The sequence below is a fragment of the Streptomyces sp. NPDC048636 genome (assembly GCF_040650655.1).
Lineage (GTDB): Bacteria > Actinomycetota > Actinomycetes > Streptomycetales > Streptomycetaceae > Streptomyces.
Genome location: NZ_JBEZHR010000014.1, coordinates 134,500 through 160,276 on the forward strand (window position 1 = coordinate 134,500; position 25,777 = coordinate 160,276).

Annotated in this window: 27 protein-coding genes; 12 read left to right on the forward strand and 15 right to left on the reverse strand. The window is 72.5% G+C overall.

Annotated features, from left to right (window positions below; all coding sequences use genetic code 11):
* Positions 1–65: 65 nt before the first annotated feature.
* From AB0C66_RS29375 to AB0C66_RS29385, 3 genes are all read left to right on the forward strand, one after another.
* The gene (locus AB0C66_RS29375; RefSeq protein ID WP_362445135.1) at positions 66–1,355 is read left to right on the forward strand and encodes a cytochrome P450; all 1,290 of its coding nucleotides are present in this window, start codon (positions 66–68) and stop codon (positions 1,353–1,355) included.
* 113 nt (positions 1,356–1,468) lie between these two features.
* The gene (locus AB0C66_RS29380) at positions 1,469–2,287 is read left to right on the forward strand and encodes a maleylpyruvate isomerase family mycothiol-dependent enzyme (protein ID WP_362445138.1); all 819 of its coding nucleotides are present in this window, start codon (positions 1,469–1,471) and stop codon (positions 2,285–2,287) included.
* A gap of 91 nt (positions 2,288–2,378) precedes the next feature.
* Positions 2,379–2,885, forward strand: coding sequence for a DUF664 domain-containing protein (locus tag AB0C66_RS29385; RefSeq protein WP_362445141.1), 507 nt, complete (start codon positions 2,379–2,381; stop codon positions 2,883–2,885).
* Here AB0C66_RS29385 and AB0C66_RS29390 read toward each other — a convergent pair.
* Positions 2,882–3,280 carry a tautomerase family protein gene (locus tag AB0C66_RS29390; RefSeq protein ID WP_362445143.1) on the reverse strand — a complete coding sequence of 133 codons (399 nt, stop codon included), beginning with the start codon at positions 3,278–3,280 and terminating at the stop codon, positions 2,882–2,884. The genes AB0C66_RS29385 and AB0C66_RS29390 overlap by 4 nt on opposite strands.
* 133 nt (positions 3,281–3,413) lie before the next feature.
* On the opposite strand from AB0C66_RS29390, the gene AB0C66_RS29395 reads away from it, so the two are divergent.
* Positions 3,414–4,175, forward strand: coding sequence for a metalloregulator ArsR/SmtB family transcription factor (locus tag AB0C66_RS29395; RefSeq protein WP_362445317.1), 762 nt, complete (start codon positions 3,414–3,416; stop codon positions 4,173–4,175).
* 22 nt (positions 4,176–4,197) lie between these two features.
* On the opposite strand, the gene AB0C66_RS29400 is transcribed toward AB0C66_RS29395, so the two are convergent.
* The 3 genes from AB0C66_RS29400 to AB0C66_RS29410 all read right to left on the reverse strand — a co-directional run bounded on the left by AB0C66_RS29400 (position 4,198) and on the right by AB0C66_RS29410 (position 6,741).
* On the reverse strand, positions 4,198–5,292 hold the full coding sequence (locus AB0C66_RS29400; protein WP_362445146.1) for a diaminopropionate ammonia-lyase: 1,095 nt from the start codon (positions 5,290–5,292) through the stop codon (positions 4,198–4,200).
* 17 nt (positions 5,293–5,309) lie between these two features.
* Positions 5,310–6,017, reverse strand: coding sequence for a pentapeptide repeat-containing protein (locus tag AB0C66_RS29405; protein ID WP_362445149.1), 708 nt, complete (start codon positions 6,015–6,017; stop codon positions 5,310–5,312).
* A gap of 133 nt (positions 6,018–6,150) precedes the next feature.
* On the reverse strand, positions 6,151–6,741 hold the full coding sequence (locus AB0C66_RS29410) for a GNAT family protein (RefSeq protein WP_362445152.1): 591 nt from the start codon (positions 6,739–6,741) through the stop codon (positions 6,151–6,153).
* Positions 6,742–7,266: 525 nt separating this feature from the next.
* On the opposite strand from AB0C66_RS29410, the gene AB0C66_RS29415 reads away from it, so the two are divergent.
* Positions 7,267–8,094 carry a hypothetical protein gene (locus AB0C66_RS29415; RefSeq protein WP_362445155.1) on the forward strand — a complete coding sequence of 276 codons (828 nt, stop codon included), beginning with the start codon at positions 7,267–7,269 and terminating at the stop codon, positions 8,092–8,094.
* Positions 8,095–8,145: 51 nt separating this feature from the next.
* On the opposite strand, the gene AB0C66_RS29420 is transcribed toward AB0C66_RS29415, so the two are convergent.
* The 6 genes from AB0C66_RS29420 to AB0C66_RS29445 form a co-directional block, all read right to left on the reverse strand.
* A complete protein-coding gene (locus AB0C66_RS29420; RefSeq protein WP_362445157.1) occupies positions 8,146–9,339 on the reverse strand; it encodes a damage-control phosphatase ARMT1 family protein in 1,194 nt (397 codons plus the stop codon).
* A 37-nt stretch (positions 9,340–9,376) separates the two neighbouring features.
* On the reverse strand, positions 9,377–10,210 hold the full coding sequence (locus tag AB0C66_RS29425) for a pentapeptide repeat-containing protein (protein ID WP_362445160.1): 834 nt from the start codon (positions 10,208–10,210) through the stop codon (positions 9,377–9,379).
* Positions 10,211–10,279: 69 nt separating this feature from the next.
* A complete protein-coding gene (locus tag AB0C66_RS29430; RefSeq protein WP_362445163.1) occupies positions 10,280–10,534 on the reverse strand; it encodes a hypothetical protein in 255 nt (84 codons plus the stop codon).
* A gap of 30 nt (positions 10,535–10,564) precedes the next feature.
* Positions 10,565–11,698 carry an inorganic phosphate transporter gene (locus tag AB0C66_RS29435; RefSeq protein WP_362445320.1) on the reverse strand — a complete coding sequence of 378 codons (1,134 nt, stop codon included), beginning with the start codon at positions 11,696–11,698 and terminating at the stop codon, positions 10,565–10,567.
* A gap of 119 nt (positions 11,699–11,817) precedes the next feature.
* The gene (locus tag AB0C66_RS29440) at positions 11,818–13,038 is read right to left on the reverse strand and encodes a flavin-dependent oxidoreductase (RefSeq protein WP_362445166.1); all 1,221 of its coding nucleotides are present in this window, start codon (positions 13,036–13,038) and stop codon (positions 11,818–11,820) included.
* A complete protein-coding gene (locus AB0C66_RS29445) occupies positions 13,035–13,415 on the reverse strand; it encodes a nuclear transport factor 2 family protein (protein WP_362445169.1) in 381 nt (126 codons plus the stop codon). Before AB0C66_RS29445 ends, AB0C66_RS29440 begins: the two co-directional genes overlap by 4 nt.
* A gap of 88 nt (positions 13,416–13,503) precedes the next feature.
* Here AB0C66_RS29445 and AB0C66_RS29450 point away from each other — a divergent pair, with 88 nt between their 5' ends.
* Positions 13,504–14,388 (forward strand): LysR substrate-binding domain-containing protein, encoded by an 885-nt coding sequence (locus AB0C66_RS29450; protein ID WP_362445172.1) that lies wholly within the window; start codon positions 13,504–13,506, stop codon positions 14,386–14,388.
* 67 nt (positions 14,389–14,455) lie between these two features.
* Here AB0C66_RS29450 and AB0C66_RS29455 read toward each other — a convergent pair whose 3' ends face one another.
* Positions 14,456–15,142 carry a GNAT family N-acetyltransferase gene (locus AB0C66_RS29455; RefSeq protein ID WP_362445175.1) on the reverse strand — a complete coding sequence of 229 codons (687 nt, stop codon included), beginning with the start codon at positions 15,140–15,142 and terminating at the stop codon, positions 14,456–14,458.
* 259 nt (positions 15,143–15,401) lie between these two features.
* Between AB0C66_RS29455 and AB0C66_RS29460 the strand changes: the two genes are divergently transcribed.
* A complete protein-coding gene (locus AB0C66_RS29460; protein WP_362445178.1) occupies positions 15,402–16,349 on the forward strand; it encodes a TauD/TfdA family dioxygenase in 948 nt (315 codons plus the stop codon).
* 135 nt (positions 16,350–16,484) lie between these two features.
* On the forward strand, positions 16,485–17,951 hold the full coding sequence (locus tag AB0C66_RS29465; RefSeq protein ID WP_362445180.1) for a class II fumarate hydratase: 1,467 nt from the start codon (positions 16,485–16,487) through the stop codon (positions 17,949–17,951).
* Here AB0C66_RS29465 and AB0C66_RS29470 read toward each other — a convergent pair.
* The 3 genes from AB0C66_RS29470 to AB0C66_RS29480 are packed head-to-tail and all read right to left on the reverse strand — an operon-like array spanning position 17,941 to position 20,474.
* Positions 17,941–18,654 (reverse strand): polysaccharide deacetylase family protein, encoded by a 714-nt coding sequence (locus AB0C66_RS29470; RefSeq protein WP_362445323.1) that lies wholly within the window; start codon positions 18,652–18,654, stop codon positions 17,941–17,943. The two genes, AB0C66_RS29465 and AB0C66_RS29470, sit on opposite strands and share 11 nt — an antisense overlap.
* Before the next feature lie 23 nt (positions 18,655–18,677).
* Positions 18,678–19,649, reverse strand: a complete 972-nt coding sequence (locus AB0C66_RS29475) for a DMT family transporter (protein WP_362445183.1) — start codon at positions 19,647–19,649, stop codon at positions 18,678–18,680.
* Positions 19,650–19,655: 6 nt separating this feature from the next.
* On the reverse strand, positions 19,656–20,474 hold the full coding sequence (locus tag AB0C66_RS29480) for an SDR family NAD(P)-dependent oxidoreductase (protein ID WP_362445186.1): 819 nt from the start codon (positions 20,472–20,474) through the stop codon (positions 19,656–19,658).
* Between the two features lie 132 nt (positions 20,475–20,606).
* On the opposite strand from AB0C66_RS29480, the gene AB0C66_RS29485 reads away from it, so the two are divergent.
* Positions 20,607–21,743, forward strand: coding sequence for a galactosyldiacylglycerol synthase (locus AB0C66_RS29485; RefSeq protein WP_362445326.1), 1,137 nt, complete (start codon positions 20,607–20,609; stop codon positions 21,741–21,743).
* A gap of 269 nt (positions 21,744–22,012) precedes the next feature.
* Here the strand turns inward: AB0C66_RS29485 and AB0C66_RS29490 are convergent, their stop codons facing one another.
* On the reverse strand, positions 22,013–22,795 hold the full coding sequence (locus AB0C66_RS29490; RefSeq protein WP_362445189.1) for a prephenate dehydrogenase: 783 nt from the start codon (positions 22,793–22,795) through the stop codon (positions 22,013–22,015).
* Positions 22,796–23,178: 383 nt separating this feature from the next.
* On the opposite strand from AB0C66_RS29490, the gene AB0C66_RS29495 reads away from it, so the two are divergent.
* From AB0C66_RS29495 to AB0C66_RS29505, 3 genes are all read left to right on the forward strand, one after another.
* Complete coding sequence (locus tag AB0C66_RS29495; protein WP_362445192.1) at positions 23,179–23,781, forward strand: WHG domain-containing protein; 603 nt, start codon at positions 23,179–23,181, stop codon at positions 23,779–23,781.
* Positions 23,778–24,656, forward strand: coding sequence for an alpha/beta hydrolase (locus tag AB0C66_RS29500; protein ID WP_362445194.1), 879 nt, complete (start codon positions 23,778–23,780; stop codon positions 24,654–24,656). Before AB0C66_RS29495 ends, AB0C66_RS29500 begins: the two co-directional genes overlap by 4 nt.
* 120 nt (positions 24,657–24,776) lie before the next feature.
* The gene (locus tag AB0C66_RS29505; protein WP_362445197.1) at positions 24,777–25,775 is read left to right on the forward strand and encodes a D-2-hydroxyacid dehydrogenase family protein; all 999 of its coding nucleotides are present in this window, start codon (positions 24,777–24,779) and stop codon (positions 25,773–25,775) included.
* Positions 25,776–25,777 lie beyond the last annotated feature (2 nt).

Sequence of the window (25,777 nt, forward strand, 5' to 3'; positions counted from 1 at the left end):
CAGCCGTGACAAGCCCGGACACGACCGGCCCGGCCGTCACGACCCCGCCTTCGAAGGAGCCAGCGTTGACCTCCCCCGCCACCGCCCGCACCGGGGTGCCCGAACCCCTCCCGCTCGACGAGGTGGACCTGACCGACCTCGACAGCTTCCGCGACGGGGTCACTCCCTGGCGGATGTTCCACACCCTGCGCCACCAGGACCCCGTCCACTGGCAGCCCGAGACCGCGCCCCACCACGGGTTCTGGGCCGTGACCCGGCACGAGGACATCGTCCGGGTCGACCGCGACCCCGCGACGTTCACCTCCACCAAGTTCGTCAACCTGGAGGAGGTGGACGAGGACCAGATCGCCCGCCGTGCCTCCATCCTCGAACTGGACGGTCTGCGCCATCAGGCGCTGCGCAGGCTGCTCCAGCGCCAGTTCGGCGCCGGGGTCATCAACACCTACACCGACTTCCTGCGCGGACTCACCGCCAAGACCCTCGACACGGCGCTCGCCAAGGGCCGCTTCGACTTCGTCCAGGAGGTGTCCGCGGACTTCCCCATCAATGTGCTCGCCCGTCTCCTCGACGTCCCCGAGGACGACACCCAGCAGCTCATCGACTGGGGCAACCGCATCATCGGCAACACCGACCCCGACTACGCCGATGTGCTGCTCGACAGCGCGGAGAGCGAGAACTACCGCGATCTGCCGTTCCGCTCCCCCGCCTCCCTGGAGGTGTTCGCCTACGGCCGGGAACTGGCCCGGAAGCGACGCGGTGGCGAGGGCACCGACCTGGTGTCCCGGCTGGTCAACGAGACCCCGCGGGACGGCGTGCCGCTCTCCGCGCAGGACTTCGACAACTACTTCCTGCTGCTGGTGGTCGCCGGCAACGAGACGACCCGCCACGCCATCACCCACTCCATGCTCGCGCTGATCCAGAACCCCGGACAGCTCGAACTGCTGCGCCGCGATCCGTCGTTGATCCCGGGCGCCGTCGAGGAGTTCCTGCGCTGGGCCTCCCCCGTCTACCACTTCCGCCGCACCGCGACCCGCGATGTGGAACTGGGCGGCAAACACATCAAGGAGGGCGACAAGGTCGTCATGTGGTACGCCTCGGGCAACCGCGACGAGGCCGTCTTCCCCGACCCCTACGCGTTCGACGTCACCCGGAGCACCAACGACCACGTCACCTTCGGCAAGGGCAGCCCCCATCTGTGTCTGGGCAATCTGCTGGCCCGTACCGAGATGCGCATCATGTTCGAGGAGCTGATCCCGCGTATCGCCGACATCCGGCTGACCGGCGAGGTGCCCCGGGTGCGCTCCAACTTCGTGAACGGCATCAAGCAGCTGCCCGTCGAGGTGGTCACCGTCTGACGGTGCGTCCGGGCACGGTCCGGCGGAGGACGGTTCTCGGCTCTCGGGCGAGAAGATCCGCCACCAGCGAACGCGGGGGCCGCTGCGGGACGCGGGCGGGAAGAGTTGACGGCATGGACTTCACCGCGCGATTCCACCGTGAGATCACGGCGTTCGAGGCCGCCGCCCGCCGGACCGCCGACGGCGGCGACGCGCCGCTGGTCCCGTCCTGTCCCGGCTGGTCGATGTCCGACCTGGTGTTCCACCTGGGCGCGGTCCACCGCTATGTCTCCCACACCGTGCGGGAGCGGCTCTCGGAGCCGCCGGACACCACGGACCTCTCCCTGTTCCAGCCGCCGGAGGACCGCGAGGGCTGGCCCGCGCCCGAGGGCGGACCGCATCTCGGACCGGTCCCGGAGACCCTGCTCGACTGGTTCGCCGACGGGGCCGCCGCCCTGGACGCCCTGTTCCGGAGCGTCGATCCGGACGAGCGGGTGTGGACCTGGTCCACGGAGCAGACCGCCGGATTCTGGCTGCGGATCCAGACCATCGAGGCGGCCCTGCACCGCTGGGACGCCGAACGCACCGCTTCCGTACCGCCGCGCCCGATCGCCACCGAGCTCGCGGTCTTCGCGATCCCCCACACCTTCGAGGTGATGGCACCGGCGCGGCGCGGGTGGAAACAGGCACCGCCCGGCTCGGGCGAACACTTCCGGTTCCGCCGTACCGACGGCCCGGAGGTCTGGTCGGTCCGTTTCGACGGCGACGACGTCCGGCTCACCGAACACACCGCCTCCGGCGGCCCGGACGAGCCCTGCGATGTCGAGCTGACCGGTACCGCCTCGGACCTGACGCTGTTCCTGTGGCAGCGGCTGCCCGCGGACCGGCTCACCTCGGTGACCGGCGACCGCGCGGTGCTGGACCGGTATTTCACCCTCGTGCCACCGGTCTGAGCCCGCGGGTCCGCCGCCCCGGGGTGCGACGATGGTGCACGGCCCGGACGGCCGGGCGGCCGATCATCCGAGGAGCGACGAGGGAGCCCGTATGAGGAGCGCAGATCTGCTGGCCGACGCCTTCGACCGGGTGTCCGAGGCCGTACACGAGGCCGTGGACGGCCTCGGCGAGGAGGAGCTGGCCGTACGGCTCGACGCCGGGGCCAACTCCATCGCCTGGCTGGTATGGCATCTGACGCGCATTCAGGACGACCATGTCGCCGACGCCGCGGGCACCGAGCAGCTCTGGACCTCCGACGGCTGGTACGACCGGTTCGGCCTGCCGTTCCCCCCGGCGGCCACCGGTTTCGGCCACCGCGGCAAGGACGTGGCGGCGGTCCGTACCGACGCCGAGCTGCTCACCACGTACTACGACGCCGTGCACGAGAACACGCTCGCGTACGTACGCGGACTCCGGGACGCCGACCTCGACCGGATCGTGGACGAGGCGTGGACCCCGGCGGTGACCCTCGGCGTCCGGCTGATGAGCGTCATCGCCGACGATCTGCAACACGCCGGACAGGCCGCCTTCGTCCGCGGGGCGCTGCACCGGCGTTAGGGGGTGTCCGCCTGGGGCGCGTACTGCGCGATCCCGTGGCCGAAGGACCAGTCGATCGACTCGTTCTCGGTGACCGTGATGAACACATTGCGCGGCTCGGTCCCCGCGTACTCCTCCGCCAGCTCGGCGATCCGCCGGTACAGCGCCCGCTTCCGCTCGGGCGGGCGCCCGGAGCGCATCGTGATGGCGACGAACACGATGTCGTCGTCACGGCGCACACCGAGGTAGTCGTCGTAGCGCAGTGTGCCGCTGACGCCGTCGTGGCCGGTCAGGATCTGGAACCGGTCGTCGGGCGGAAAGCCGATCGTCTCCATGAGCGCCTCGTGTACGGCGCGGCCGAGTGCGTCCAGCCGCTCGCTGTCGGCCCTCAACGCGTCGATACGGACCAGGGGCATGGCGGGACTCTCCTTCGTCGATTCTGCCGATTGCGTCGGATCGACTGTACATACTAGTAGGTACAGTCGGCTCGGCCGCGCGGTCATTGACATGCAGGTAATTGCCTGCCTAATGTGAGGCGTGAGCTCAGAGATGGACAAGGTCTTCAAGGCACTGGCCGATCAGACCCGGCGCTTTCTGCTGGACCGGCTGCGCGAGCACAACGGGCAGACGCTGGGCGAGCTGTGCCGCAGTCTGGAGATGGCCCGACAGTCCGCCACCCAGCACCTGGCCGTGCTCGAGGCCGCCCGTCTGGTCACGACGGTCCGGCGAGGGCGCGAAAAACTCCACTACCTCAACCCCGTCCCCCTCCATGAGGTCCAGGAGCGGTGGATCGACCGGTTCGAGCGCCCGCGGCTGCGCGCGCTGAGCGCGGTGAAACAACAAGCGGAGGAATCCATGGCCGACAAGCCGACGTTCGTGTACGTCATCTACATCGAGTCCACACCGGAGAAGGTGTGGCAGGCCCTCACCGACGCCGATCTGACGGCCGCTTACTGGGGCCACAGCAATGTGTCCGACTGGCGGGCCGGTTCCTCCTGGGAGCATCGGCGGACGGACGGTTCGGGCATCGCCGATGTGGTCGGCACGGTCGAGGAGAGCGTGCCGCCGACGCGGCTGGTGACCACCTGGGCCGCGCCCGGCGAGGAACCGGCCGCAGGGCCCTCGCGGGTCACCTTCGCCATCGAGCCGTACAACGAGATCGTCCGGCTGACCGTGACCCACGAGAACCTGGCCGACGAGGCCGAGCGGGAGGCGGCGGCCGGTGGCTGGGCGGCGGTGCTGTCCAACCTGAAGTCGCTGCTGGAGACGGGAAGTCCACTGCCGCGGCAGCCCTGGCTGATGAGCAGCTGACCGGCCGCCCCGCGCGGTGCCGTCAGGGCGAGGTGCCCGGGGCGGCGGCGGGATTGGCCGCCGTCCCCTCGGTGCTGAGCAGGACGAGGGTGGCCGCCGGTCCGAGCCCGAGCGCGGTACGGCGGCCCCCGGCGCCCTGCCCGGTGAGGGCGGCCCGCACACCGGCCAGCGAAGCGGCGCCGCAGGGGCCCGAGGAGACACCGAGGGCGCCCAGGTCACGGGAGGCACGGGCGCTGTCGGCATCGGTGACGGCGACGGCCGCGTCCAGTCCGTCGCGCAGCGACGGCCAGGCAAGACTGGAGGGGGTGCCGCAGTTCAGCCCCGCCATAGTGGTGCGGCCGGTCTCCACGGCGACCGGCCCCCCGCGCACCAGACTCGTCAGCACACAGGCCGCGGCCACCGGCTCCACGGCCAGCAGGGCGGGCGCGGGCCCGGTGGGGCGGCTCCGGTAGTGGGTGACGGCGGCCTGGGCGAGCGAGCCCACACCCACCGGAACGGCGAGCAGATCGGGCGATTCGAGCCCCGCGGCGCGCAGTTGCCCATCGACCTCGTGGAACAGGGTGGTGTAGCCCTCCACGATCCAGCCCGGGATCTCCTCGTAGCCGGGCCAGGCGGTGTCCTGGACCAGTACGGCCGGGGGCTTGTCCGCGGCCTCGGCCGCGCACCGCACCGCCGCGTCGTACGGCCCGTCCACCCGGGTGACCCGCGCGCCCTCGGCCTCGATGGCGGCCACCGCATCGGGGTGCACTCCGCGGGGCACGAAGACATGGGCGGGCCGTCCGTTCAGCCGCGCCATCCGGGCCACGGCCCGGCCGTGGTTGCCGTCGGTGGCGGTCACCAGCCGTACGGGGGCTTCGGAGGCCCGCTCCGCCAGGATCCGGTGGACCGCCCAGGACGCGCCGAGCGCCTTGAACGCGGACAGCCCGAGGCGGGCGGACTCGTCCTTGACGAACACCCGGCCGACACCCCACTCGGCGGCCAGCGAGGGCAGTTCGGTCAGCGGGGTGGATGCGTAGTCCGGCAGCTCCGCGTGGAAGCGGCGTACGCCGTCGGGAGCGGGCGCACACCGCCAGGCGCGGGCGGTCGGCCGGACGAACCAGGTGGCGGAAGGCATCATGGGCGCCTCGTCGGCCATCAGCCTCGCCCGCCACGTCCGCCGGAGGTACGGCGCGCCGTGCCGCTGCCGCTGCCGGTGTCCTCGACCCTGACCCCGAGCACATCGGCGAACATCGGGGCGAGTTCCAGCAGCTGCGCACCGGTGATGACGGACCCGCGCAGTGCGTCATGGCCGTCGGCGATCTCCAGCCGGGTGGCGTCCCGCAGATCGGTCGCCTCCATCCGCGCCCCCGCGAACCGGACGCCCTCCAGCGCCGAGCCCGGGAACTCCACCCGCGTCAGCGTGGCTTCGCCGAAGTCGACGTCCCGCAGCAGACAGTCGGTGAAGGTGACCTCCCGCAGGGTCGCGGTACGGAGGTTGACCGACTCGAACTTGCAGCGGTGGAAGGTGACCCGGTGCAGCTTCGCGCCGAACGTCTCCAGACCGGCGAGCACGCACCCGATGAGCTCGGCGTCCAGCCAGTCCGTCGCCGCCAGATCGGTGCCGACCCAGCGCACCCCGTCCAGCCAGACGTCGTTGAACCGGGTCCCGCGCAGCCGCCCCCCGGTGAAGGTCACGGCGGAGAACGCGCACTCCAGGAACCGGGCGTCGCGGCAGTCCGCCCCGTCGAAGTCCACGCCGTCCAGTTGGACGGCGTCGTAGTCACCCCCTTCGGCGAGGGGCCCGTCGAACGCGCGCAGATGGCGTGCGTAGGGCAGATCGACGAGCTGACGAGAGGGTGCCATGGGATCTCACTCCTCGGGAGAGGGGTGCGCGGAGCTTCGCGCGGGTGCGGCGTCCATCATGGCGGCACGGACCGCGCCGCCGGGCGAGGGCCCGCCCCGGGACCCGCGCGTCCCGGGGCCCGGGCCCCGGGGGTCACGGATGGCCGCGGTGCGCCGCCCACTCCCGGTCCAGCAGGGACATCGTCACGGCGTCGGCCCACGCGCCGTCGTGCCACAGCACTTCGCGTTCCACTCCCTCGGCGACGAAGCCGACCTTCTCGTACGCCCGGCGGGCCCGGGGGTTGAAGGCGTAGACGCCCAGCGAGACGCGGTGCAGTCCGAGCCGTTCGAAGCCGTACCCGACGATCAGCCGGGCGGCCTCGGTGCCGAGGCCCCGGTCACGCCCCCGCGGGCCGAGCAGCGTACGGAAGGCGCAGCCGCGGTGGGACTCGTCCCATTCGTAGAGCACGACCTCGCCCACCAGGGTGCCGCTCGCCCGGTCCTCGACCGCGAGGTCCAGCCGGTCCGGCTGGGCGTTCCGGCTTCCGTACCACTCCCGCAACCGCTGCTCCTCGAAGACGGGGGCGTTCGACCCGCCGGTGAACCTGCGGACCTCCTCATCCCCGAGGATCGCGGCCATGTCCGGTGCGTCGTCCTCGGTGAACGGGCGGAGCAGCACCTTCTCGCCGACGAGGACGGGTTTGGCGGCGAAGTCGGCCGGGGGGCCGGCGGGCGATGCGGTCATGCCTGGATTCTGCGGGAGGGGCGGGCGGTGCGCCACGGCATTTCGCGCAGCCCGGGGCTCGTGCGCCCGGGAGCCCTTCCCGGCTTCCGCCCCCGCGTCGGGATTGGCCGACGGACCCGCCCTGACGGGGCCCGAATCGGACGACCTGCGAGGTGCGCGTCCGGGCTCGAGCGGCCCTCCAGTGTGGCGGGAGCCCGGGGCGGCACCCTCGGCCGGGGGCTTTGCTCCAGGTGGGGGCCGGTGCGGGCGGTGGCCGGGAGATCTCTCGTCGACATGGCGCCTTGTCAATCCGTCATTTCGGGGAATATCCGCGTCTTGCGGGGCACGGCTAGCTTTCTGCACCGCCCTGACACCACGTCAGGGCTCTTACGGAGAAGGTGGGTTGATCACGTGATGCGAAGCCGGAGGGCCATACTCAGGGCGGCCACAGCCGTGGCGGGGGCCACCGCGGTCGGTGGCATGGGAGCCGGGGCGGCATTCGCCGGTTCCAGAAGCCCTCAGGGCACCGGACGGGTGCTGAGTTCGGTGGGGACGCGGCTGAACACCTTCCATGATGCCTCGGGCCGGGTGACCGTATCGGTGTTCTCGCACCGGGGTAATCCGCCGCAGCAGCACTGGATCGATGAGACCGTACTCGTCGGCGACGGGGACATGGTGGCGATCGGAGGTGGCGCCACGGCGGTGGAGTATCCCCATGGCGCGCTGCTGACCGCGTCGTACCCCAATGACGATCTGTCGGGGTGGACCGTCGGCGCGAAGGACCACGTCGACGCGCAGGCGTATGAGCTGGTCTCCTATGTCATCGGGCTGAAGATCGCGGGGATGAGCCGGGACGAGCTGCTGCGGTCGGTGTATGTCTCCCGTGCGGACAGCGGTGTGGCACCGCATCCGGAGGCCGAGGCAGGGCTGCCGTCGTCGAACGACTACGTCCTGGTCGGCGGCGGTTTCCGGGTGGACTGGCACGGCGGGGGCAATCTCGCCACCGCGTCCTTCCCCGCCACCGAGACCTCCTGGAAGGTGCGGTCGAAGGACCATCTGGTCTCCGACCCCGCCAACATCCGGGCGTACGCCATCGCGCTGCGGCGGCGGCTGCGGGTCGGGACGGTGTTCAACACCTTCACCCGGGCCGACGCCGGACGGTCGCCGCATCCGGCCGCGGTGGCCTCGCTGACGCCCGGTTACGCGCTGACCGGCGGCGGCGCCGAGGTGCACTGGAACGGCTCGGGCAATCTGCTGTGGAAGCTGGAACCGGCCACCGCCCAGACTCCGAGTTTCACCGCCGCCTCCAAGGACCACCACGTACCCGATCCGGCCACCCTCACCGCCTACGCGCTGGGCATCCTTCTCGGCTGACCTGGCCACGTCCGCCGGCTCCCGAAGCCCCGGCCCCGCGTCGGCGGTGTCTCACCGCCGACGCGGCGGACCGGGGTCGACCTGGATCAGCGCATGGGTGCCGGTGGTGCGCCAGCCGTCCGGGTGCGCGGTGTCGAGCGCGGTCACGGTCCGTTCGCCGAGGCCCACGATCACATCGGACTTCAGGGTGCGCAGCGCGGCCACCGGCCCGGGGAAGTACGCGGTGCACGTGGTGAAGTGGGTGGTCGGGGGCCACAGCCGGTCGCCCACCAGACGGCGGTAGTTGAGGTCGCCCTTCATGACGGTGACGGTGGCCGAGGCGAACTCGCTCCGCAGACTGCCGGGCATCTCGGCGTAGGGCAGTGGCGCCCGGAAGAAGTCATGGGCCCGGATGGTGAGCCGACCGCTGCCCAGGGCCGCCCACAGCCGTGCGCCGACATCGGCGGCGGCTCCCCGGGCCCCGGTCAGCCGACGGAGGCAGTCGATGACATCGGCGGTGGTGGCGTCGGAGACGTAGTACGGATACGGCTTCACCGCCAGTACGGCCCGGTCGGCGCGGCCGTGGCGCAGCAGATGGTCCAGGAGCACCAGGTCGGGCAGCAGCTCTCGGCCGGCGTTGTCCGCCACCAGGTACACGGTGGCCGGGGCGCCGCCGGGCAGCAGGGACCACAGGGTGTCGCTGTCGTCCGCGACGAGGGGCGCGTCGGCCGTGTCCGCCGGGTCACCGGTGGTGGAGAGCCGGAAGCCGAGGTCCGCGCGGTTGCCCCACAGCGAGCCGTGCAGCAGGGCGTTCGCCTGCCTCTCGACGGGTGCGCTCAGTACGTCGTCGAGCGCGGCCAGTTCCTCGGTGGCTTCGGGGGTGTGCAGTTCGGCGTGTTTGAAGGGGCGGAAGGGGTCGATCCCCTGCCATGGCCCGGGGCCGAAGTAGCCGACAGCCTCGAGGAGTTGACGGTAGAAGTAGCTCTCCGCCCAGAGGAAGGGCACAGCGAACCAGGACCGGCCGAAGTGTCCCCGTCCCCACTCCTGCCACCGGCCGTGGTCGTACGCGGTGGCGGGCAGCGGTGTGATGACGCCCTCGGCGCAACTCCGGAGCAGGGTGTCGAGCGCGCGGTGCTGTTCGGGGCCGTACGGGAAGGCGTCGCGCACCTTCTCGACAAGTGCCGGATGGCGCTCGGCGAGCACGCTCCGGGCGAACGATCCGGGCTCATCGCTCAGGATCACGGGCGCGTCGGATGCGTCGGACATGCCCGTCAGGATTCCACACCGCGCCCTGGAGCGGGCCCTACCAGTGCGCGGGGTGGCTGAGCGCGCCGGGCACCCGGGTGGTGGCGTCGCCCCGGGCCGCGTTGAGCTGGGCCTGGGTGAGGAAGAGGGCTCCGGTGAGGTCGGCTCCGCCGAGATCGGCGTCCCGGAGGTCCGCGCCGATCAGATCGGCCGCGCTCAGATCGGCCCCGGTGAGATCGGCCGCGATGAGCAGGGCGCCGCGGAGATTGGCGCCGCGCAGATCGGCACCGCGGAGCCGGGCCCCGATGAGGTCGGCTCCCCGGCGGTTCTTCTTCTTTCCGGGGACCGTGGCCCGTACCCGCTCACTGGTGCGCAGCAGCAGTCCGTTGACCTTCTCCCGGTGTGCCGCCACGTCCAGGGCCCGCAGCTCGTCGGCGCCGCCGCGGGTGAGGTGTTCGGTCTCGTCCAGCGCCGCGCGCAGCTCGCCGTGGAGGGGCCGCGCGGCCGGGAGCGTCAGGGATTCCGCCAGGTACCACAGGAGTTCGTGGAGCACCCGCATCACGGGGAACACCGCGAACATATCCGCGGCGGTGTCCGGATGGCGGCGCCAATCCCGTCCGGCGAAGGTCAGCCGGGAGACCTTCTGCCCGGCGCCGAAGCAGTCGAAGACCGTGCAGCCGGAGAGGCCCTCGTCCCGCAGCCGGGCGTGGATACCGCAGCCGAAGTCCGCGCGCAGATTGCGGCAGGGCCGCCCCGCGTCCTTGTCGAACGCGAAGTCCGCCGAGGCGGCGAAGGGCAGCGCCACGCAGCAGAGTGCGAAACAGCTGCCGCAATCGGCCCGCAGTTCGAGGCGGTCCGCCTCACCGGAGGGTGCTCCGGACTGGTGTGACACCGTGTGTGATCTCCCGTTCCCCCTGTGCGCCGCGGGCTCAGGGCGCACCGGGCACAAGGGCTCATTCTCTCAGCCGGGAATGATCAAGTCGATTCCATAAGCGGCGACCGCCAGGCAGGCGGCGAAGCACACCACGGAGATGGCGGCGGACACGGTGCCGGGGCCGCGGTGCGGGAGAGCACGGCGGGTGGCGCCGGTGCGCTCGGCGTACGTATCGGCGCGGCTCCACGCGGCGATGCCCAGCGAGAACATGACGACCACCACCACGGTGACCCCGAAGCTGGCCACGAGGACCCCGACGAGACTGCTCCACTCGATGTCCATCCCGGCTCCTCCCCGGTCTCCCGGCTGGTGTCACGCCGCCGAGCGCACCGCGGCGTCGGGGGCGGGCAGCTCATTGACGTTGTCCGGGTTGACCGGCCGACGGCGCGCGAGCGCGTAGAAGCCCGCGGCCGCCGCGAGGGCCACGCCCGCCACCAGGACCACCCCCACGTCGCCCCGGCCGGCGATCCAGGCGGCGGTGCCTCCCACGGCCGCCGCCGCGGGCAGGGTGAGCAGCCAGGACACGGCGATCCGCCCGGCCACGCCCCATCGCACATGGGCCAGTCTGCGGCCGAGCCCGGCACCGAGGATGCTGCCGGTGCAGACCTGGGTGGTGGACAGCGCGAAGCCCAGGTGCGAGGAGGAGAGGATGACCGCGGTCGCGCTGGTCTCGGCCGCGAAGCCCTGGGGCGCCTGGATGTCGGTCAGCCCCCTGCCCATGGTCCGGATGATCCGCCAGCCACCGGCATAGGTTCCCAGCGAGATCGCGAGCCCGGCGCTGAGCACCACCCACCAGGGCGGTCCCGCGCCATGGTCGAGCACCCCGCCGGAGATGAGGGCGAGGGTGATGACCCCCATCGTCTTCTGCGCGTCATTGGTGCCGTGGGCGAGGGCCACCAGGGACGCCGAGCCCACCTGTCCGGCGCGGAAGCCCTTCCGCACCGCGCGGCCGGACACCCGCCGGGTGAGCCTGTAGGCGAGGTACGTCGCCAGCAGCGCCACCCCGCAGGCCACCACCGGGGAGGCGAGCGCCGGGATCACGATCTTCTCGGTGATGGCGTCGAACCGCACCGCGGAGCCGCCCGACCCCACCCACACCGCGCCGATGAGCCCTCCGAAGAGGGCGTGCGAGGAACTGGAGGGCAGTCCGGCGAACCAGGTGATGAGGTTCCACAGAATGGCCCCGATCAGTCCCGCGAAGATCATCACCGGGGAGACCTCGGCGTCGTCGACGATGCCGTTGGAAATCGTCTTGGCCACCTCGGTGGAGAGGAACGCGCCCGCGAGGTTGAGCACCCCGGCCACCGCCACCGCGACGCGCGGGGACAGCGCCCCGGTGGCGATGGAGGTGGCCATCGAATTGGCCGTGTCATGGAAGCCGTTGGTGAAGTCGAAAGCCAGCGCGGTGAGAATCACGGCGCACAGGAGGAAGGTGACAGATTCCACCATGGACCTCCCACACTCGCGCGCCGGACCGTCCCTGCGAAGACCACTGTCTGACTCCACGCTAAGCGCGCCGAAGGAGCGCCGCCAACGCGGCGCGGGGCGCTCCTTCCACACCGCCTTCAGGGACGCGTCGGGCTCAGCGAGGGGCGGGTGTTGAGCTCCCGCACACCGCCACCCGTGGCGTGCCGATAGGCGTCGGTGACCCGGGCGAGGTCGCCCGGGGTCCGCCCGCCCTGCCGGCTCATGGCCCGGTTGGCGCGCACCACCGCGGCGGTCGGCTCCCGGCGCGCGGCCTCGTAGCGGGCCAGCCCCCGCGGTGCCGCGTCCGCGGCGGCCAGTTCACGGGCCAGCACCCGGGCGTCCACCACGGCCTGGGACGCGCCGTTGGCACCCACCGGATACGTGGGGTGGGCGGCGTCGCCGAGCAGGGTCACCCGGCCCTGCCCCCAGGACGGCAGCGGCTCCCGGTCGACCATCGGGCACTCGAGGATCTCCTCGCACCCGTTCAGCAGGCCCGGTACGTCCAGCCAGCCCAGCCGCCAGTCCGCGAAACGGGGCAGCACATCGGCCACCCGGCCCGCGCGGTTCCAGGCCGCGTCCCCCACCAGCGGCCCGGGTTCGGACACCCGGAGCTGGCAGACCCAGTTGATGCGGCCGCGGCCGATGGGGTACGCGACCAGTTCCGCGTCGCCGTCACGCACGATCACCATGGAGCGGCCGGTCAGAAACGGTCCGGCCACCGTCGTACCGCGCCACATCCGGATGCCCGACCACAGCAGCGGTCCGCCGTCCGGGCACAGGCGGGCGCGCACGGCCGAGTGCAGCCCGTCGGCGCCTATCAGGGCCTCGGCCGTGATCTCCTCGACCGTCCCCGTCGCACGGTCGAGGACCCGCACGCGTACCGGCCCCGGCCCGGCGCCCCGTACGGGAGTTTCCGGGACGTCCTGCGCGAAGTCCGCCACCCGCGCCCCGGTACGGACCGCGCCCGAGCCCAGCCGCTCGCGGACCGCCGCGAGGAGCAGCAGTTGCAGTTCCCCGCGGTGGACCGAGTACTGCGGCCAGCGGTAGCCCTGGGCCACTCCGCGGGGCTCGGCGAAGATCCGGCGTCCGTACCGGTCGGCGTACACGTTCTCGGCGGTGGCCACACCGATGGCGGCCAGTTCCCCGCCGAGGCCGAGTTCGGTCAGCTCGCGCACGGCGTGGGGCAGCAGATTGATCCCGACGCCCAGGGGCCGGATCTCCCGGGCGCTCTCGACGACGGCGGCATCGATGCCCGCGGCGTGCAGGCTCAGGGCGGCGGTCAGCCCGCCGATCCCGGCCCCGGCGACCAGGACGGTCATTCCCCGCCCCGGTGCGGGGAGCGGAGCTCGGGACGGTCCATGATCCGCAGCCAGGTGCCGTCCGGCTGGCGCCGGGCCACCTGCACCCGGCCGCCGGTGTTGTCGGCGGGGCGGGTCGAGGTGAGGGCGAGGTCCCCGTAGCGGACGGTCGGCAGTGCCTCCTCCAGCTGGAAGGGCTCGGTGGTGTGCTCGAGCATCCGCTCGCACACCGCGCGGATGGCGTCCCGGCCGACGGTCGAGGACCCAGGCGGATAGGCCAGCACCGCGTCCGGTGCGTAGAGCTCGGCAAGCCCCGCGGCGTCACCGGCGTTGGCCCGCTCCACGAACAGCCGGGCCAGGTCCTCGGGAGTGGTGGCGTGCTCAGATGTCGCGGTCATGATCGGCTCCTTTCGTCCGTCTCCAGCCTGGTCCGGTCACAATCAGAAGTCCAAGAGATACTTGGTCTGGTTGCTAGAATCATTCGTTATGGAACTGCGACAGCTCGCCTACTTCGTGGCGGTGGCCGAGGAGCGCAACTTCACCCGCGCCGCGGAGCGGGTGCATGTGGCCCAGCCCGGAGTCAGCGCCCAGATCCGGCGGCTGGAGCGGGAGCTCGGCCAGGAGCTGCTGGACCGCTCCGGCCGCTCGGTGCGGCTCACCGAAGTGGGCGCGGCGGTCCTGCCGTACGCCCGGGCCGCGCTCGCGGCCGTGGAGGGCGCCCGGCTCGCCGTGGACGAGCTGACCGGGCTGCTGCGGGGCCATGTGGCGGTGGGCACCGTGACCTCGCACAGCGTCGATCTGCCGGGGCTGCTGGCGGAGTTCCACGACGCCCATCCGGCGGTCGAGATCACCCTGACCGAGGCCACCTCCGACGAGCTCGTCGACGGGCTGCGCACCGGACGGCTCGACGCGGCGATCGTCAGTGTGGGCGCCACACCCCCGGCCGGTCTGGAGCTGGAGGTGATCACGGACCAGCCGATCGTGGCCGCCGTGAGCCATGACCACGAACTGGCCGTCCACTCGGTGATCTCGCTGGACACCCTGCGCGGCCGCCCGCTGATCAGCCTGCCGTACGGCACCGGGCTGCGCACCCGGCTGGACGAGGCGTGCGCCGCCGCCGGTTTCACCCCGCGTATCGCCTTCGAGGCCAGCGATCCCGGCGTGCTGGCCCAGCTCGCCGAGCGGGGCCTCGGCGCGGCCATCCTGCCCCGCGCGTTCGCCGAGGCACGGGCGGACCGGCTGCGGACGGTCGCCATCGACCCGCCCGCACTCCGCGGGCGGCTGGCCTTCGCCTGGCGGGCGGGCGGCCCGAGCGGTCCGGCCGGACGCGCCCTGGTCGCCCGCGCCCGCGAGGCGGTGGCCGGGGCGTGATCCACCCCGGTGTCAGCTCTTCCGATGTGAGGGGCCGTGAGGGGCTTCCGGGGCGAGGCGCCCGGACTCAGACCTTCGGCGCCGCCGAGGGGTCGCGGATCAGTCCGGTCAGCGGGGCGTCGGTGCGCCACCCCAGGGACTCGTACAGCGCCCGGCCCTCGGGAGTGGCCCCGAGCACCGCGGTCCGCGCACCCGCAGCGAAGGCCTCATTGGCCAGGGTGCGCATGACGAGGCTGCCCAGACCCTTGCGGCGCTGGTCGGCGGCGGTCTCGACCTGGTCGACCACGGCGGTGTCCGCGTCCGGCGGAACCGCCACCTGGCCACGCGCGGCGAAGGTGCCGTCCGCGGTGACCACCAGCACCCGGGTGAGCGCGCCCCGGGTCCAGGCACGCAGCCGGTAGCCGTCGGGCACCGGTGCGAGCACCGGCTCCAGCGGCGTCGACATCAGGAAACCCGGATCGTCGAACTCCCAGCCCGGCGCCATCCAGGGGGCGAGGACCTCCCTCGGCAACAGCGTCTTGAGCCAGGTGCCTGGCGCCGTGATGGTGCTGGTGAGCTCACGCACCTGCGCCTCGTCCGCCGCGGGCAGGACATGGCGGGTCACCTGGCGCGACTGCGTCCCCACATCGAAGACGAGGCCGTACGGGGTCTGCTCCGGTGGTGAGGCCAGTCGCGAGATGACCCAGCCCTCGGCCCACGCGCGCGCCAACTCGGCCGTGTCCACACGCTCGTCCGTCATCTGATACATCGCCATGCCATCCCCCTGATGTAATGGGTAATCGTGCTGTGCACATCTTACACAGCATTGACAGTCCGGCACAGGAATCCCAGAATTGCCGCCATGACCAGGCGCCGGCTCACCACCACGGGACATCGACGCACCCCGGACCGCACCGGGTGTGAGCGCTCCGGCCGATAGCCGGAGTCCGTCGCAGTCCGCCGCGCGCGCCGCTTGGCCCCGCGCGTTCCACCCGTCCCGCACCGCCTCGGCCACGCCGGTCAGGAGCCCCCGTATGCCCATCGCCACCACCACCTCCAGCACGCCCTCAGCCGCCCTGCGCGAGGCGCGGATCCCCTCGGACGGGATATACGAGGGGCCGCGCACCCTGCGCCGACTGCCCGACGGCTGGCAGGAGCGTCCGTACCAGCGGTTCGGGGTGGTGCCGCTGGCGGCCACCATCGGTGCCGAGATCCAGGGCGTGGATCTGTCCCGGCCCCTGGACCCCGCGCTGCGCGAGGAGTTGAACCGGGCGCTGCTGGAGTGGAAGGTGCTCTTCTTCCGCGCCCAGCACCTCACCTCGGCGCGGCAGCGCGCGTTCGCCCGCCACTGGGGACCGCTGGAGACCAACCCGCTCCTCGCCGCCGGTTCCAGTGACGAGGTCGTCCGCTTCGACAAGGGCGACGGCGCCGCCGTGACCTTCGAGAACGTATGGCACACCGATGTCACCTTCCGCGAGCGGCCCGCGCTCGGCGCCGTGCTCCAGCTGCGCGAGATCCCGCCGTTCGGCGGGGACACCATGTGGGCGGACATGGCCGCCGCGTACGACAACCTGCCGTCGGAGGTGAGAGAGCGGATCGAGGGTGCCACGGCCGTCCATGACTTCATCCCCGGCTTCGCGCGCTTCTACGGCCCCGAGCGGCTCGCCCCGTTCCAGGAGATGTTCCCGCCCGTGGAACACCCGGTGGTGCGCACCCATCCGGAGACCGGGCGGCGGATGCTCTTCGTCAACACCTCCTTCACCACCCGGATCACCGGGCTGGAGCGGGCGGAGAGCGACCGGCTGCTGAGTCTGCTGTGCCGACAGGCGCACATCCCGGAGTTGCAGGTGCGCTTCCGCTGGCAGCCGGGCGATGTGGCGTTCTGGGACAACCGCGCCACCCAGCACTACGCGGTGGGTGACTACGCCCCGCACCGCAGGGTGGCCGAGCGGGTGGCCATCGAGGGCGACCGCCCGTTCTGACCGGTGCGGTGTCCGGCCCGCTCCGCCCTTCCCCGCCGGGCGGGCCGGATGCGACCCGGCCGGTGCGGGGCCACACTGGCAGGGGGAGGCGGACCTCTGTGATGCGGGGTGTATGCGTATGGGTGGGCTGCCGCGATGACCAAGCGCCCCGGGCGCCCGGGCGCGGAGGCGGTCCCGCAGGTGTGGGATCTGCCCACACGTATCGACGCCACCGGCCGCCGTCGCGAATCGGACGCGCTGGGGACGATCGATGTGCCCGCCGACCGGTACTGGGGTGCGCAGACCCAGCGTGCGCTGATCCATTTCTCGATCGGCGACGACCGGATGCCGATGGCCGTGTACCACGCCTACGGCTCCGTCAAGAAGGCGGCCGCGCTGGTCAACGGCCGTGAGGAACGGCTTGCGGGCTGGCAGGCCGATCTGATCGCGCATGTCGCCGACGAGGTCGTCTCGGGGGCGCTGGACGAGCACTTCCCGCTGCATGTGTGGCAGAGCGGTTCCGGCACCCAGGTCAATATGAACGTCAACGAGGTCATCGCCAACCGCGCGATCCAGCTGGTCGGCGGGGTGCTGGGGTCGAAGGACCCGGTGCACCCCAACGACCATGTCAACATGGGCCAGTCGTCCAACGACACCTTTCCCTCCGCCATGCACATCGCCACGGTGCGTGCCCTGCACGACCATGTACTGCCGCGGGTGAGCCTGCTCCAGGAGGCCATCGCCGCCAAGTCCCGGGCCTGGTACGACGTGGTGAAGACCGGCCGCACCCATCTCCAGGACGCGGTCCCGCTCTCGGTGGGGCAGGAGTGGTCCGGCTACGCGGCCCAGCTGTCCGACGCGATCGAGGGGCTGCGCGCCACCCTGCCGGGCCTCTACCAGCTGGCCATCGGCGGCACCGCGGTGGGCACCGGGCTCAACGCGCCCGAGGGTTTCGGAGCGGCGGTGGCCCAGGAAATCGCCCAGGCGAGCGGACATCCGTTCCGGGTGGCGGTCAACTCCTTCGCGGCACAGGGCAGTCTGGACGCGATGGTGGCCGCGTCGGCGGGACTGCGGGCCCTCGCCGTACCCCTGATGAAGATCGCCAATGACATCCGCTGGCTGGCGTCCGGGCCCCGCTGCGGTATCGGGGAGCTGATCCTGCCGCCCAACGAACCCGGCAGCTCCATCATGCCCGGCAAGGTGAATCCCACCCAGTGCGAGGCGATGATGATGGTGTGCGCCCAGGTGCTGGCGGAGGACGGCAGTGTGGCGCTGGCGGGCGGTCAGGGCAACTTCGAGCTCAACACGATGCGGCCGCTGGTCGTCAACAACGTGCTGCACTCCGCCCGGATCCTCGCCGACGCCTGCGAGCAGCTGAGGATCCACTGCGTCGAGGGCGCCGAGCTGAACCGCGAGCGGATCGACGACCAGGTGGCGCGTTCGCTGATGCTGGTCACCGCGCTCTGCCCGGAGCTCGGTTACGACAAGGCGAGCCAGATCGCGCAGATGGCCGCCGACGAGGGGACCACCCTGCGCGAGGCCGCCCTCGCCAGCGGCCACATCGGCGCCGAGGACTTCGACCGCATCGTCGACCCCCGGAAGATGGCCCGGCTCACCGAATGAACCCGGGCGGTCCATGGTCGGCCAGCGGACCCACCTCCAGACCGGCGGCCCGGCACTCGGCCACCAGCGCGGGCAGCGCGGCGAGTGTGACGCGCCAGCAACCCGCCGCGGCCGCCCGGTCGGAGTCGTGCAGCAGCACGGTGGCGCCGCCGCACAAGTCGCGCCGTACGGTGGCGAGTACGGAGCGCGGGGTGGCGTCCGCGGACCAGTCGCGCCCCCAGGCCGACCACAGCACGGGCCGCAGCCCCGCGCGGAGCGCCGCGAGCCAGCGGCCGCCGGTGAGGATGCCATAGGGCGGCCGGTACCACTGCGGCTCCGAACCGGTGGCCATCCGTACGGCGCGCGCGGCCTGGGCGACCTCACGGACGTCCCGGGCCACCGTGGGCAGCCAGGGGCGGCTGTGGGTCCAGCCGTGGACGGCCAGTTCATGGCCTCGCCGGGCGATGTCGAGGGTGGTCCGCGGATAGCGCACCACACCGTCGCCCAGGACGAAGAAGGTGGCCCGCACGGCGAGTTCGTCGAGGACATCGAGGAAACGCGGGGTGGAGCGGGGATCGGGGCCGTCGTCGAAGGTGAGGGCCACATGGTCGGGGCGGCCGGAGCCCGCGAGCGTGGGGAACAGCGCGCGCCGCGGCCCGGCCAGCCAGGTGCCGGCCGGGACCAGGTGGGCGGCGGCCACCAGCAGCGCGGTGTTCCGCGCCATCGCCCCGGACCGCTGGCGGGCGGTCACGGGGCCCTCCCCCGGTCCGCGGGGCCGTCGCGCCGTCCGGGGACCTCCGCCGTGGCGGTGGCGGCGGCGGGCGACTCACCGGCCGCGGGGGTGTCGGTGTCCCAGCCGCCCGCCATGGCGGGCGAGCGGGTCAGACCGACGATCCCCACGGCCATCAGGGCGATACCGATGGCCTCCGGCAGGAGGCGCAGCCCCAGTTCGACGCGTTCGCCGAACAGCACCCAGCCCAGCGCGATGCTCACCAGCGCGTCGCCGAGGGTGAGGGCGGGCTGTGACGCCGCCAGGGTGCCCGCGCGCAAGGTGCTTTGCAGCAGCAGGAAGCTCAGCAGCCCGACCGCGCACACGGCGTAGAGCGGCCAGCCGGTGAACACCGCGGCCACCCCGTCGGCGAACCGACCGGTGAACTCCTTGATCAGGGCGGCGGTACAGGCGAAGCACGCGGCGGTGGCACAGCCGAGGACGGCGGCGCGGGCCGCTCCGTGCAGCGCCCGGGCCACCATGCCGAGGACGGTAACGGCGAGCACCACGGCCACTCCCACCGGGAGCCACCGCCCGTTCTGCGCGGTGGTCTGTCCATGCGAGGGGTCGGCGGCGACGAGGAAGAGCGCGAGACCGGCGGCGAGCATCACGAACGCGAGCCAGGTGCGGCCGTCCGGCCGCTGCCGGAACACCAGGCTGCCCACCACCAGGGTGAACAGCAGCTCGCTGACGAGCAGGGGCTGGACGACGGAGAGCCGTCCCACGGCCAGCGCACCCACCTGAGCCACCGCCGACACCACCATCGCCGCTCCCCCGGCCAGCCAGTACGGGCGGCACAGCAGCCGGCCGAGCCGCCGTACGGAGTGGCCGAGGCCCGCTCCGCCGGGCTGTTCCCGCTCCTGATCCATCGCGGCCCGCCGCTGGAGCACCGACGCCGCTCCGTTGCCCAGCGCGGACAGCAGGGCCAGTAGGACGGTCAGGACGTTCATGGGGCGTCACCCGAAGCGGGAGGCCAGCCGGTGGTAAAGCCCCGGCGCCACACCGTGGACCAGCGCGGGCAGCCGCAGCCAGGCGGGTACGTACACCTCGTCGCGGCCCCGTGCGACGGCGTCCCAGACGGCGTCGGCGACCCGTTCGGGCGGCAGCGGCCGGGGGCGTGCCCGGGTGTACGGGGTGCCCCGGCGGGCGAAGAACGGGGTGTCCACCACACCGGGGACCACATGGGTGACCCGTACCCCGGCCCGGCGCAGTTCGTAGCGCAGGGACTCGGCGAAAACACCGAGGGCGGCCTTGGCGGCCGAGTACACCGCCTCTCCCCGGACACCCACGCTGCCCGCGACCGATCCGATCAGCACGATATGCCCGTGCCGCCGGTCGAGCATCTGCGGCAGTGCGGCGCGGACGAGCCGTACGGCGGCCAGCAGGTCGACTCCGACCACCCGGTCGATGGCGGCCGGTGGCATGGTGGCGAACGATCCGGCCCAGCCCACACCCGCCCCCGCCACCAGCAGATCGATCCGGCCGGCGGCGCCGAGGGCGTCGCGCACCAGGACGTCGCCGCCCTCCGGGGCGGCCAGATCGGCGGGCAGGGCGATGGCCGAGGTCCGCCCGGCCACCCGGGCCAGCCGCTCCCGGTGGCGGCCGCTGACCAGCAGCCGCCAGTCCTCCTCGGCGGCGAACCGGTCGGCGATGGCGGCGCCGATGCCCGAGGAGGCACCGGTCACCAGGGCGATCCTGGTCCCGGTTCTGGTGGCGCGCCCCGTGGCCCGGCCGGTGCCGTGGTGGAGGTGTGCGTCCGGGAGGGGGCGGATCATGGCGACTCCCTGTCTCGCTGCGGACCGGCGGTGGTCGGGCACCGGCCGTGGGGTACGCGGTTTGACGGCACGCGGAGCGGATACCTCCAGTGAGCCATGTCCCGGCGCGCCTCGCACCATCGGAGGGTGTCCATGCGCCCCACGTCCGATCGCTCAGACGCCCCCGCCACCGGGCGTCTGCTGGTGGTGAGCGCCGGGATGGGCGCCGGGCACGACGCGGTGGCGGCCGAGCTGGTGCGCAAACTGGAGGCCATGGGCCACCGGGCGGACCGGGTCGATGTGCTGGATCTGCTGCCCGCCGGGGTGGGGGCGGGGCTGCGGTCCTTCTACCGGACGACGATCCGCCGCGCCCCGCTGGTGTACGCGGGCATCTACCGGGCGTTCTTCCGCCCCGGGCCGGGGCGGCGGCCCGGCACAGCTCCACTGGCCGCACTCGCCGAAGGCGGTCTGCTGGACACCGTGGCACGGCTGCGGCCGGACGTGGTGGTCCCGGTGTTCCATCTCGCCGCGCAGCTCACCGGGCGGCTGCGGGCGCGCGGTGCGCTCACCGTGCCGAGCGTGGTGGTGGTCACCGACTTCTCGGTGCACCGGCAGTGGCTGCATCCGGGCAACGACCGGTATCTGTGTGTGTCGGCCGAGGCCGCGGAGACCGTACGGCGGACGCTGGAACGCCCGGCCACGGCCACCGGTCCGGTGGTGGCGGCGCGGTTCTTCGCGCCCGCGCCGGGCGCCGATGGCTGGCGGCGGCGGTTCGCCGACGAGGCGCCCGGAAGGCCACCGGTGCTGTTGTCGGTGGGCGCGTGGGGCGCCGGGACACGAGTGGCGGAAACGGCGCGGCTGTTGTACGGCGGCGGCTATCTGCCGGTGGTGCTGTGCGGCCGGGACGAGCGGCTGCGCCGTGGACTGGCCCGGTGGCCGGAGGTGCTGGCACTCGGCTGGGAGCCGGATATGCCCGGTCTGCTGGCGGCCGCACGGGCCCTGGTGGACAATGCCGCCGGGCAGACCGCGCTGGAGGCGCTGGCGACAGGTGTGCCGGTGGTGAGCTACCGCCCGATCCCGGGGCACGGCCGGGAAGGTGTCCGCAGGATGGCCGCGCTGGGCCTGTCCGACCACGCGGCGGACTCATGGGACCTGCTGCGGCTGCTGGACGTGCTCACCGTGCCGTCCGGGACGCGTGAGCGCCGGATCGCCGCGGGCCGTGAGCTGTTCGCGGACGACGCCGCCGCCCGGCTCGCCGAGACGGTGCGGAGCCCGGCGGCGCCACGCTGAACGGGGCGCCGGACACGGCGAGACGGACGGGAGAGGATGGACCGTGTATTCGACGGGTTCCGGACCGCCGAAGCGGGACGGATCCACCCTCCCCCGGGCCACTCCGCGCCGGACGTCGACACCACGTACCGCGTCGGCCCGCCCCCCAGTGCCCGGCCCCGCCGTCGCCAACACCGCTGCCCGTGGGTGGCGGTGGGGTTTCGGCGCGGCCCGGGTGAGGGAGGTGGCTTGTGCGGTACGCCGCTGCCGGCCGGGCGTGAACCGGGCCGTCAGCTCGTGGCCGCGGCCTCGTACAGGCCACGGCCGGAGCGCTGGGCCCGGTCCGTCGAGCGCAGCCGCTCGAGGGTGTTGCGCACCGAGTTGACGTTGGTGCGCGTCTCCTCGCGCCCCAGCGCGTCGTTGACCTCGGAAGCGCGCATCGGGCGACCGGCCTTGCGCAGGGCGGCGAGCACGTTCTCCGCGAGCCCGGTGGCGCGCTCGGAACCGGTGCCCGACTCCTTGGCCTTGTCGGTGGCCTTCGCCACGGCCTTGGTGGCCTTGGTGGCCTTGGTGGCGGTCTTGGGCGCCTTGGTGGCCTTCACCGTGGTGGCCTTGGCGGACTTCGGGCCCGTGGCCGCGGCCTTCTTGGCGGTCTTCTTGGCGACGGCGGTCTTCTTGGCCGCGGTCTTGGTGGCCCGTCCGGTGGCCGGCTTGGCCTTGCCCCTGCTGCGCTGACGGCCGATGGCAGCCTTGCGCGTGGCAGCGGGCGTACGGGTGGCGGCCTCGGCACCGGCCTCCTCATCGGTGCCCTCGGCCACGGTGGCCGTGTCGGTGGCGGGCTCGGCAACCGAAGCCGCCACGGCCACCGCGGTCGCCGCCTCCTTGGGGGACACCGCTCCGGTGGAGAGCAGCTGAAGGCTGCTCAGCGCGGTGCTGACCGCCTCCAGCCGCTGTGTGACGGCGTCCAAATCATCCTTAAGGGCCTGCTGTTGCTTCTGGAGCTCGGGGAGCTCCGCCTCCAGTGCCTCGATAGTGGATCCGACACTGCTGTCCGCGCTCAACGCGTGCGCCATCATTGTCCCCTTTCTGGGCCTCTGCGCCCATCGCAGCTGCGATTATGCCTGCTATCAGGAGTGTGCGGTGCCCGGTGTGCAACGACGCAAAACAACTGGAGCCGTCCGAACCCCTCGTGAGAGGCCAACTTCCGGTGAAGAAACGGCCCCCGGACACCATGTGCGCACCCCGGATGTCATCCGGACGAGTGGCGCCGCAAACACGATGACGAGACGTCAGAACACCTGATGGTTGCGCGGGTTGCGGTGGCGGGCGCGGCCTTCCGCGGAGCCCTCGGCACCCACCTCACCGGCGGATTAATCGATGTGCGCGGACACACTTCCTGTGTACTCTAGCTTTTTCCCTAGGGCTTCTAGGTTGCTGAACAACACGGAGGTGGCACATGGTTCGTGCCGGTCTGACGACCGAGCGCGTGGTGCGGGCGGCAGCGGATCTGGCGGACATCGTCGGACTGGACGGCGTCACCATGTCCGCGCTGGCGCGGAGTTTCGGGGTCAAGGACGCGAGCCTGTACTCGCACATCAAGAACGTGTCGGAGTTGCGGGCGCGGATCGCGCTGCTGGCCGCGGAGGAGATCGCGGACCACTTCGGGACGGCGGTGGCGGGCCGTTCGGGCAAGGACGCCCTGGTGGCGTTCGCCGACGCCTACCGCACCTACGCACTGGAACGCCCCGGCCGGTACGCCGCCACCCAGACCCAGATCGACCCGGCACTGGCCGCCGCATCGGCGGGCACCCGGCGCAAGGTCGATCTCACCTACGCGATGCTGCGTGGCTACGGGCTCTCGGAGCCCGATCTGACCGACGCGGTACGGCTGCTGCGCAGCACCTTCCACGGTTTTGTCACCCTCGAGACCAACGGCGGCTTCGGACACCCCCGCGACCTCGGGGCGTCATGGGAGCGGAGCGTCGAGGCCCTGCACATCGCACTGGAGCACTGGCCCTCCTCCGGGTCCCGAACGAGCGGAAAGCGACGCACCTCATGAGCACACACCCCATCGGCCGACCCACCACCGGCACCCTCCGGGTGCCCGGCGCGACCCTCCACTACGAGGTGCGCGGCAGCGGCCCGGTGCTGCTGCTGATACCGGGCGGATCCGCCGACGCGGCCCTCTTCGACGCGGTGGCGCCGGTCTTCACCGACCGCTGGACGGTGGTCTCCTACGATCCGCGCGGGATGTCCCGCAGCCCGCTCGACGGCCCGCCGGAGGACCAGCGGGTGGAGCGGCACGGCGAGGACGCCCACCAGTTGCTCGAGCGGGTGGCGCCGGACGGCGCACCGGTCTGTGTGTTCGGCACCAGCTCCGGTGCCATCGCCGCCCTGGACCTGCTGGCCCGCCACCCGGAGCGGCTGCGGCGGGTGGTGGCCCATGAACCACCGCTGGTGGAGCTGCTGCCCGACGCCGAGCGCCACCGGGCCCTCTTCGCCGAGGTGCACGCGGCGTACCGCCGTGAGGGCGTCGCGGCGGCGATGGCCACGATGAGCGCGGGAACCGGCGGCGGGGAGCGGGAGAGCGAGCGGCGGGCGGCGGACCGCCCGCAGAGCCCGCCGGTGGACGACGTCCTGCCGCCGCATCTGGCCCCCATGGTCAGCCGGATGCACGCCAATACGCCCTACTTCCTGGAGCACATCCTGCGCCGGTTCACCGCCCATCTCCCTGATGTGGCGGCGCTGGAGAGGGTGGCGGACCGCCTGGTGCCGGCCGCGGGCCGGGAGTCGCGCGGTCAGCTCCTCCGGCGTCCGGCCGCGCTGCTCGCGGAGCGGTTCGGCGGTGAGGTGGTGGAGTTCCCCGGTGGCCATGTGGGGATCGCCGAGCATCCGGTGGAGTTCGCCGAGGTGCTGGCCACGACGCTGGGGTGAGGACCTTCGGCCACGTGCCACGACGGTCCGGGCGGGGTGGTAGATCCGGCGGGGTGGTAGAAACGATCCATCCGGTCCGGCCACCCCTACCAGCCATCCGTATCCGGCGGAAGGACAACGATGAAGCGGCGCTGCGCGGTACTCGACGACTACCAGGAGGTGGCGCTGTCGATGGCCGACTGGTCGGAGCTGCGCGACGCGGTGGACGTGGTGGTGCACCGGCATCCTCTCGCCGATCAGGACGCACTGGTCGAGGCGGTCGGGGAGTGCGAGATCGTGGTCATCATGCGGGAGCGCACCCCGTTCCCCGCCGAGGTGTTCGCCCGGCTGCCACGGCTGAGGCTGCTCGTCACCACGGGGATGCGCAACGCCTCGGTGGATCTGGCGGCGGCCGCCCGGTACGGGGTCACCGTCTGTGGTACGGCGAGCAGTTCGGACCCGGCCGTCGAGCTGACCTGGGCGCTGATCCTCGGTCTCGCCCGCCGGGTGGTGCCCGAGAACACCGCGCTGCGCGACGGCGGACCGTGGCAGAGCACGGTCGGCACCGATCTGCACGGCAGCCGTCTCGGGCTGCTGGGCCTGGGCAAGATCGGCACCAAAGTCGCCCGGATCGGCCAGGCGTTCGGCATGGAGGTGGCCGCCTGGAGCAGGCATCTGACGGCGGAGCGCGCGGAGGCCGAGGGGGTGCGGCTCGCCTCGTCCCTGGAGGAGTTGGTTCGGACCAGCGACTTCCTCTCGGTGCATCTGGTGCTCGGCGAGCGCAGCCGGGGGCTGGTGGGCGAGGCGGAGCTGCGGCGGATGCGGCCCGGCGCGTTCCTCGTCAACACCTCGCGCGCGGCGATCGTGGATCAGCGGGCGCTCGCCGACGCGCTGCGCGGCGGATGGATCGCGGGCGCGGGGGTCGATGTGTTCGAGGAAGAGCCGCTGGCACCGGACCACCCGTACCGTTCGCTGCCGAATCTGCTGGCCACACCGCATCTGGGCTATGTCACGCGGAACAACTACGAGCGGTTCTTCACGGAGGCGGTCGAGGACATCCGGGCCTTCCTCGCGGACGATCCGGTCCGGGTGCTCGCCGCCCCGGGTGAGACGGTTTCGCCGCCGTCGGTCGACGGGTAGGC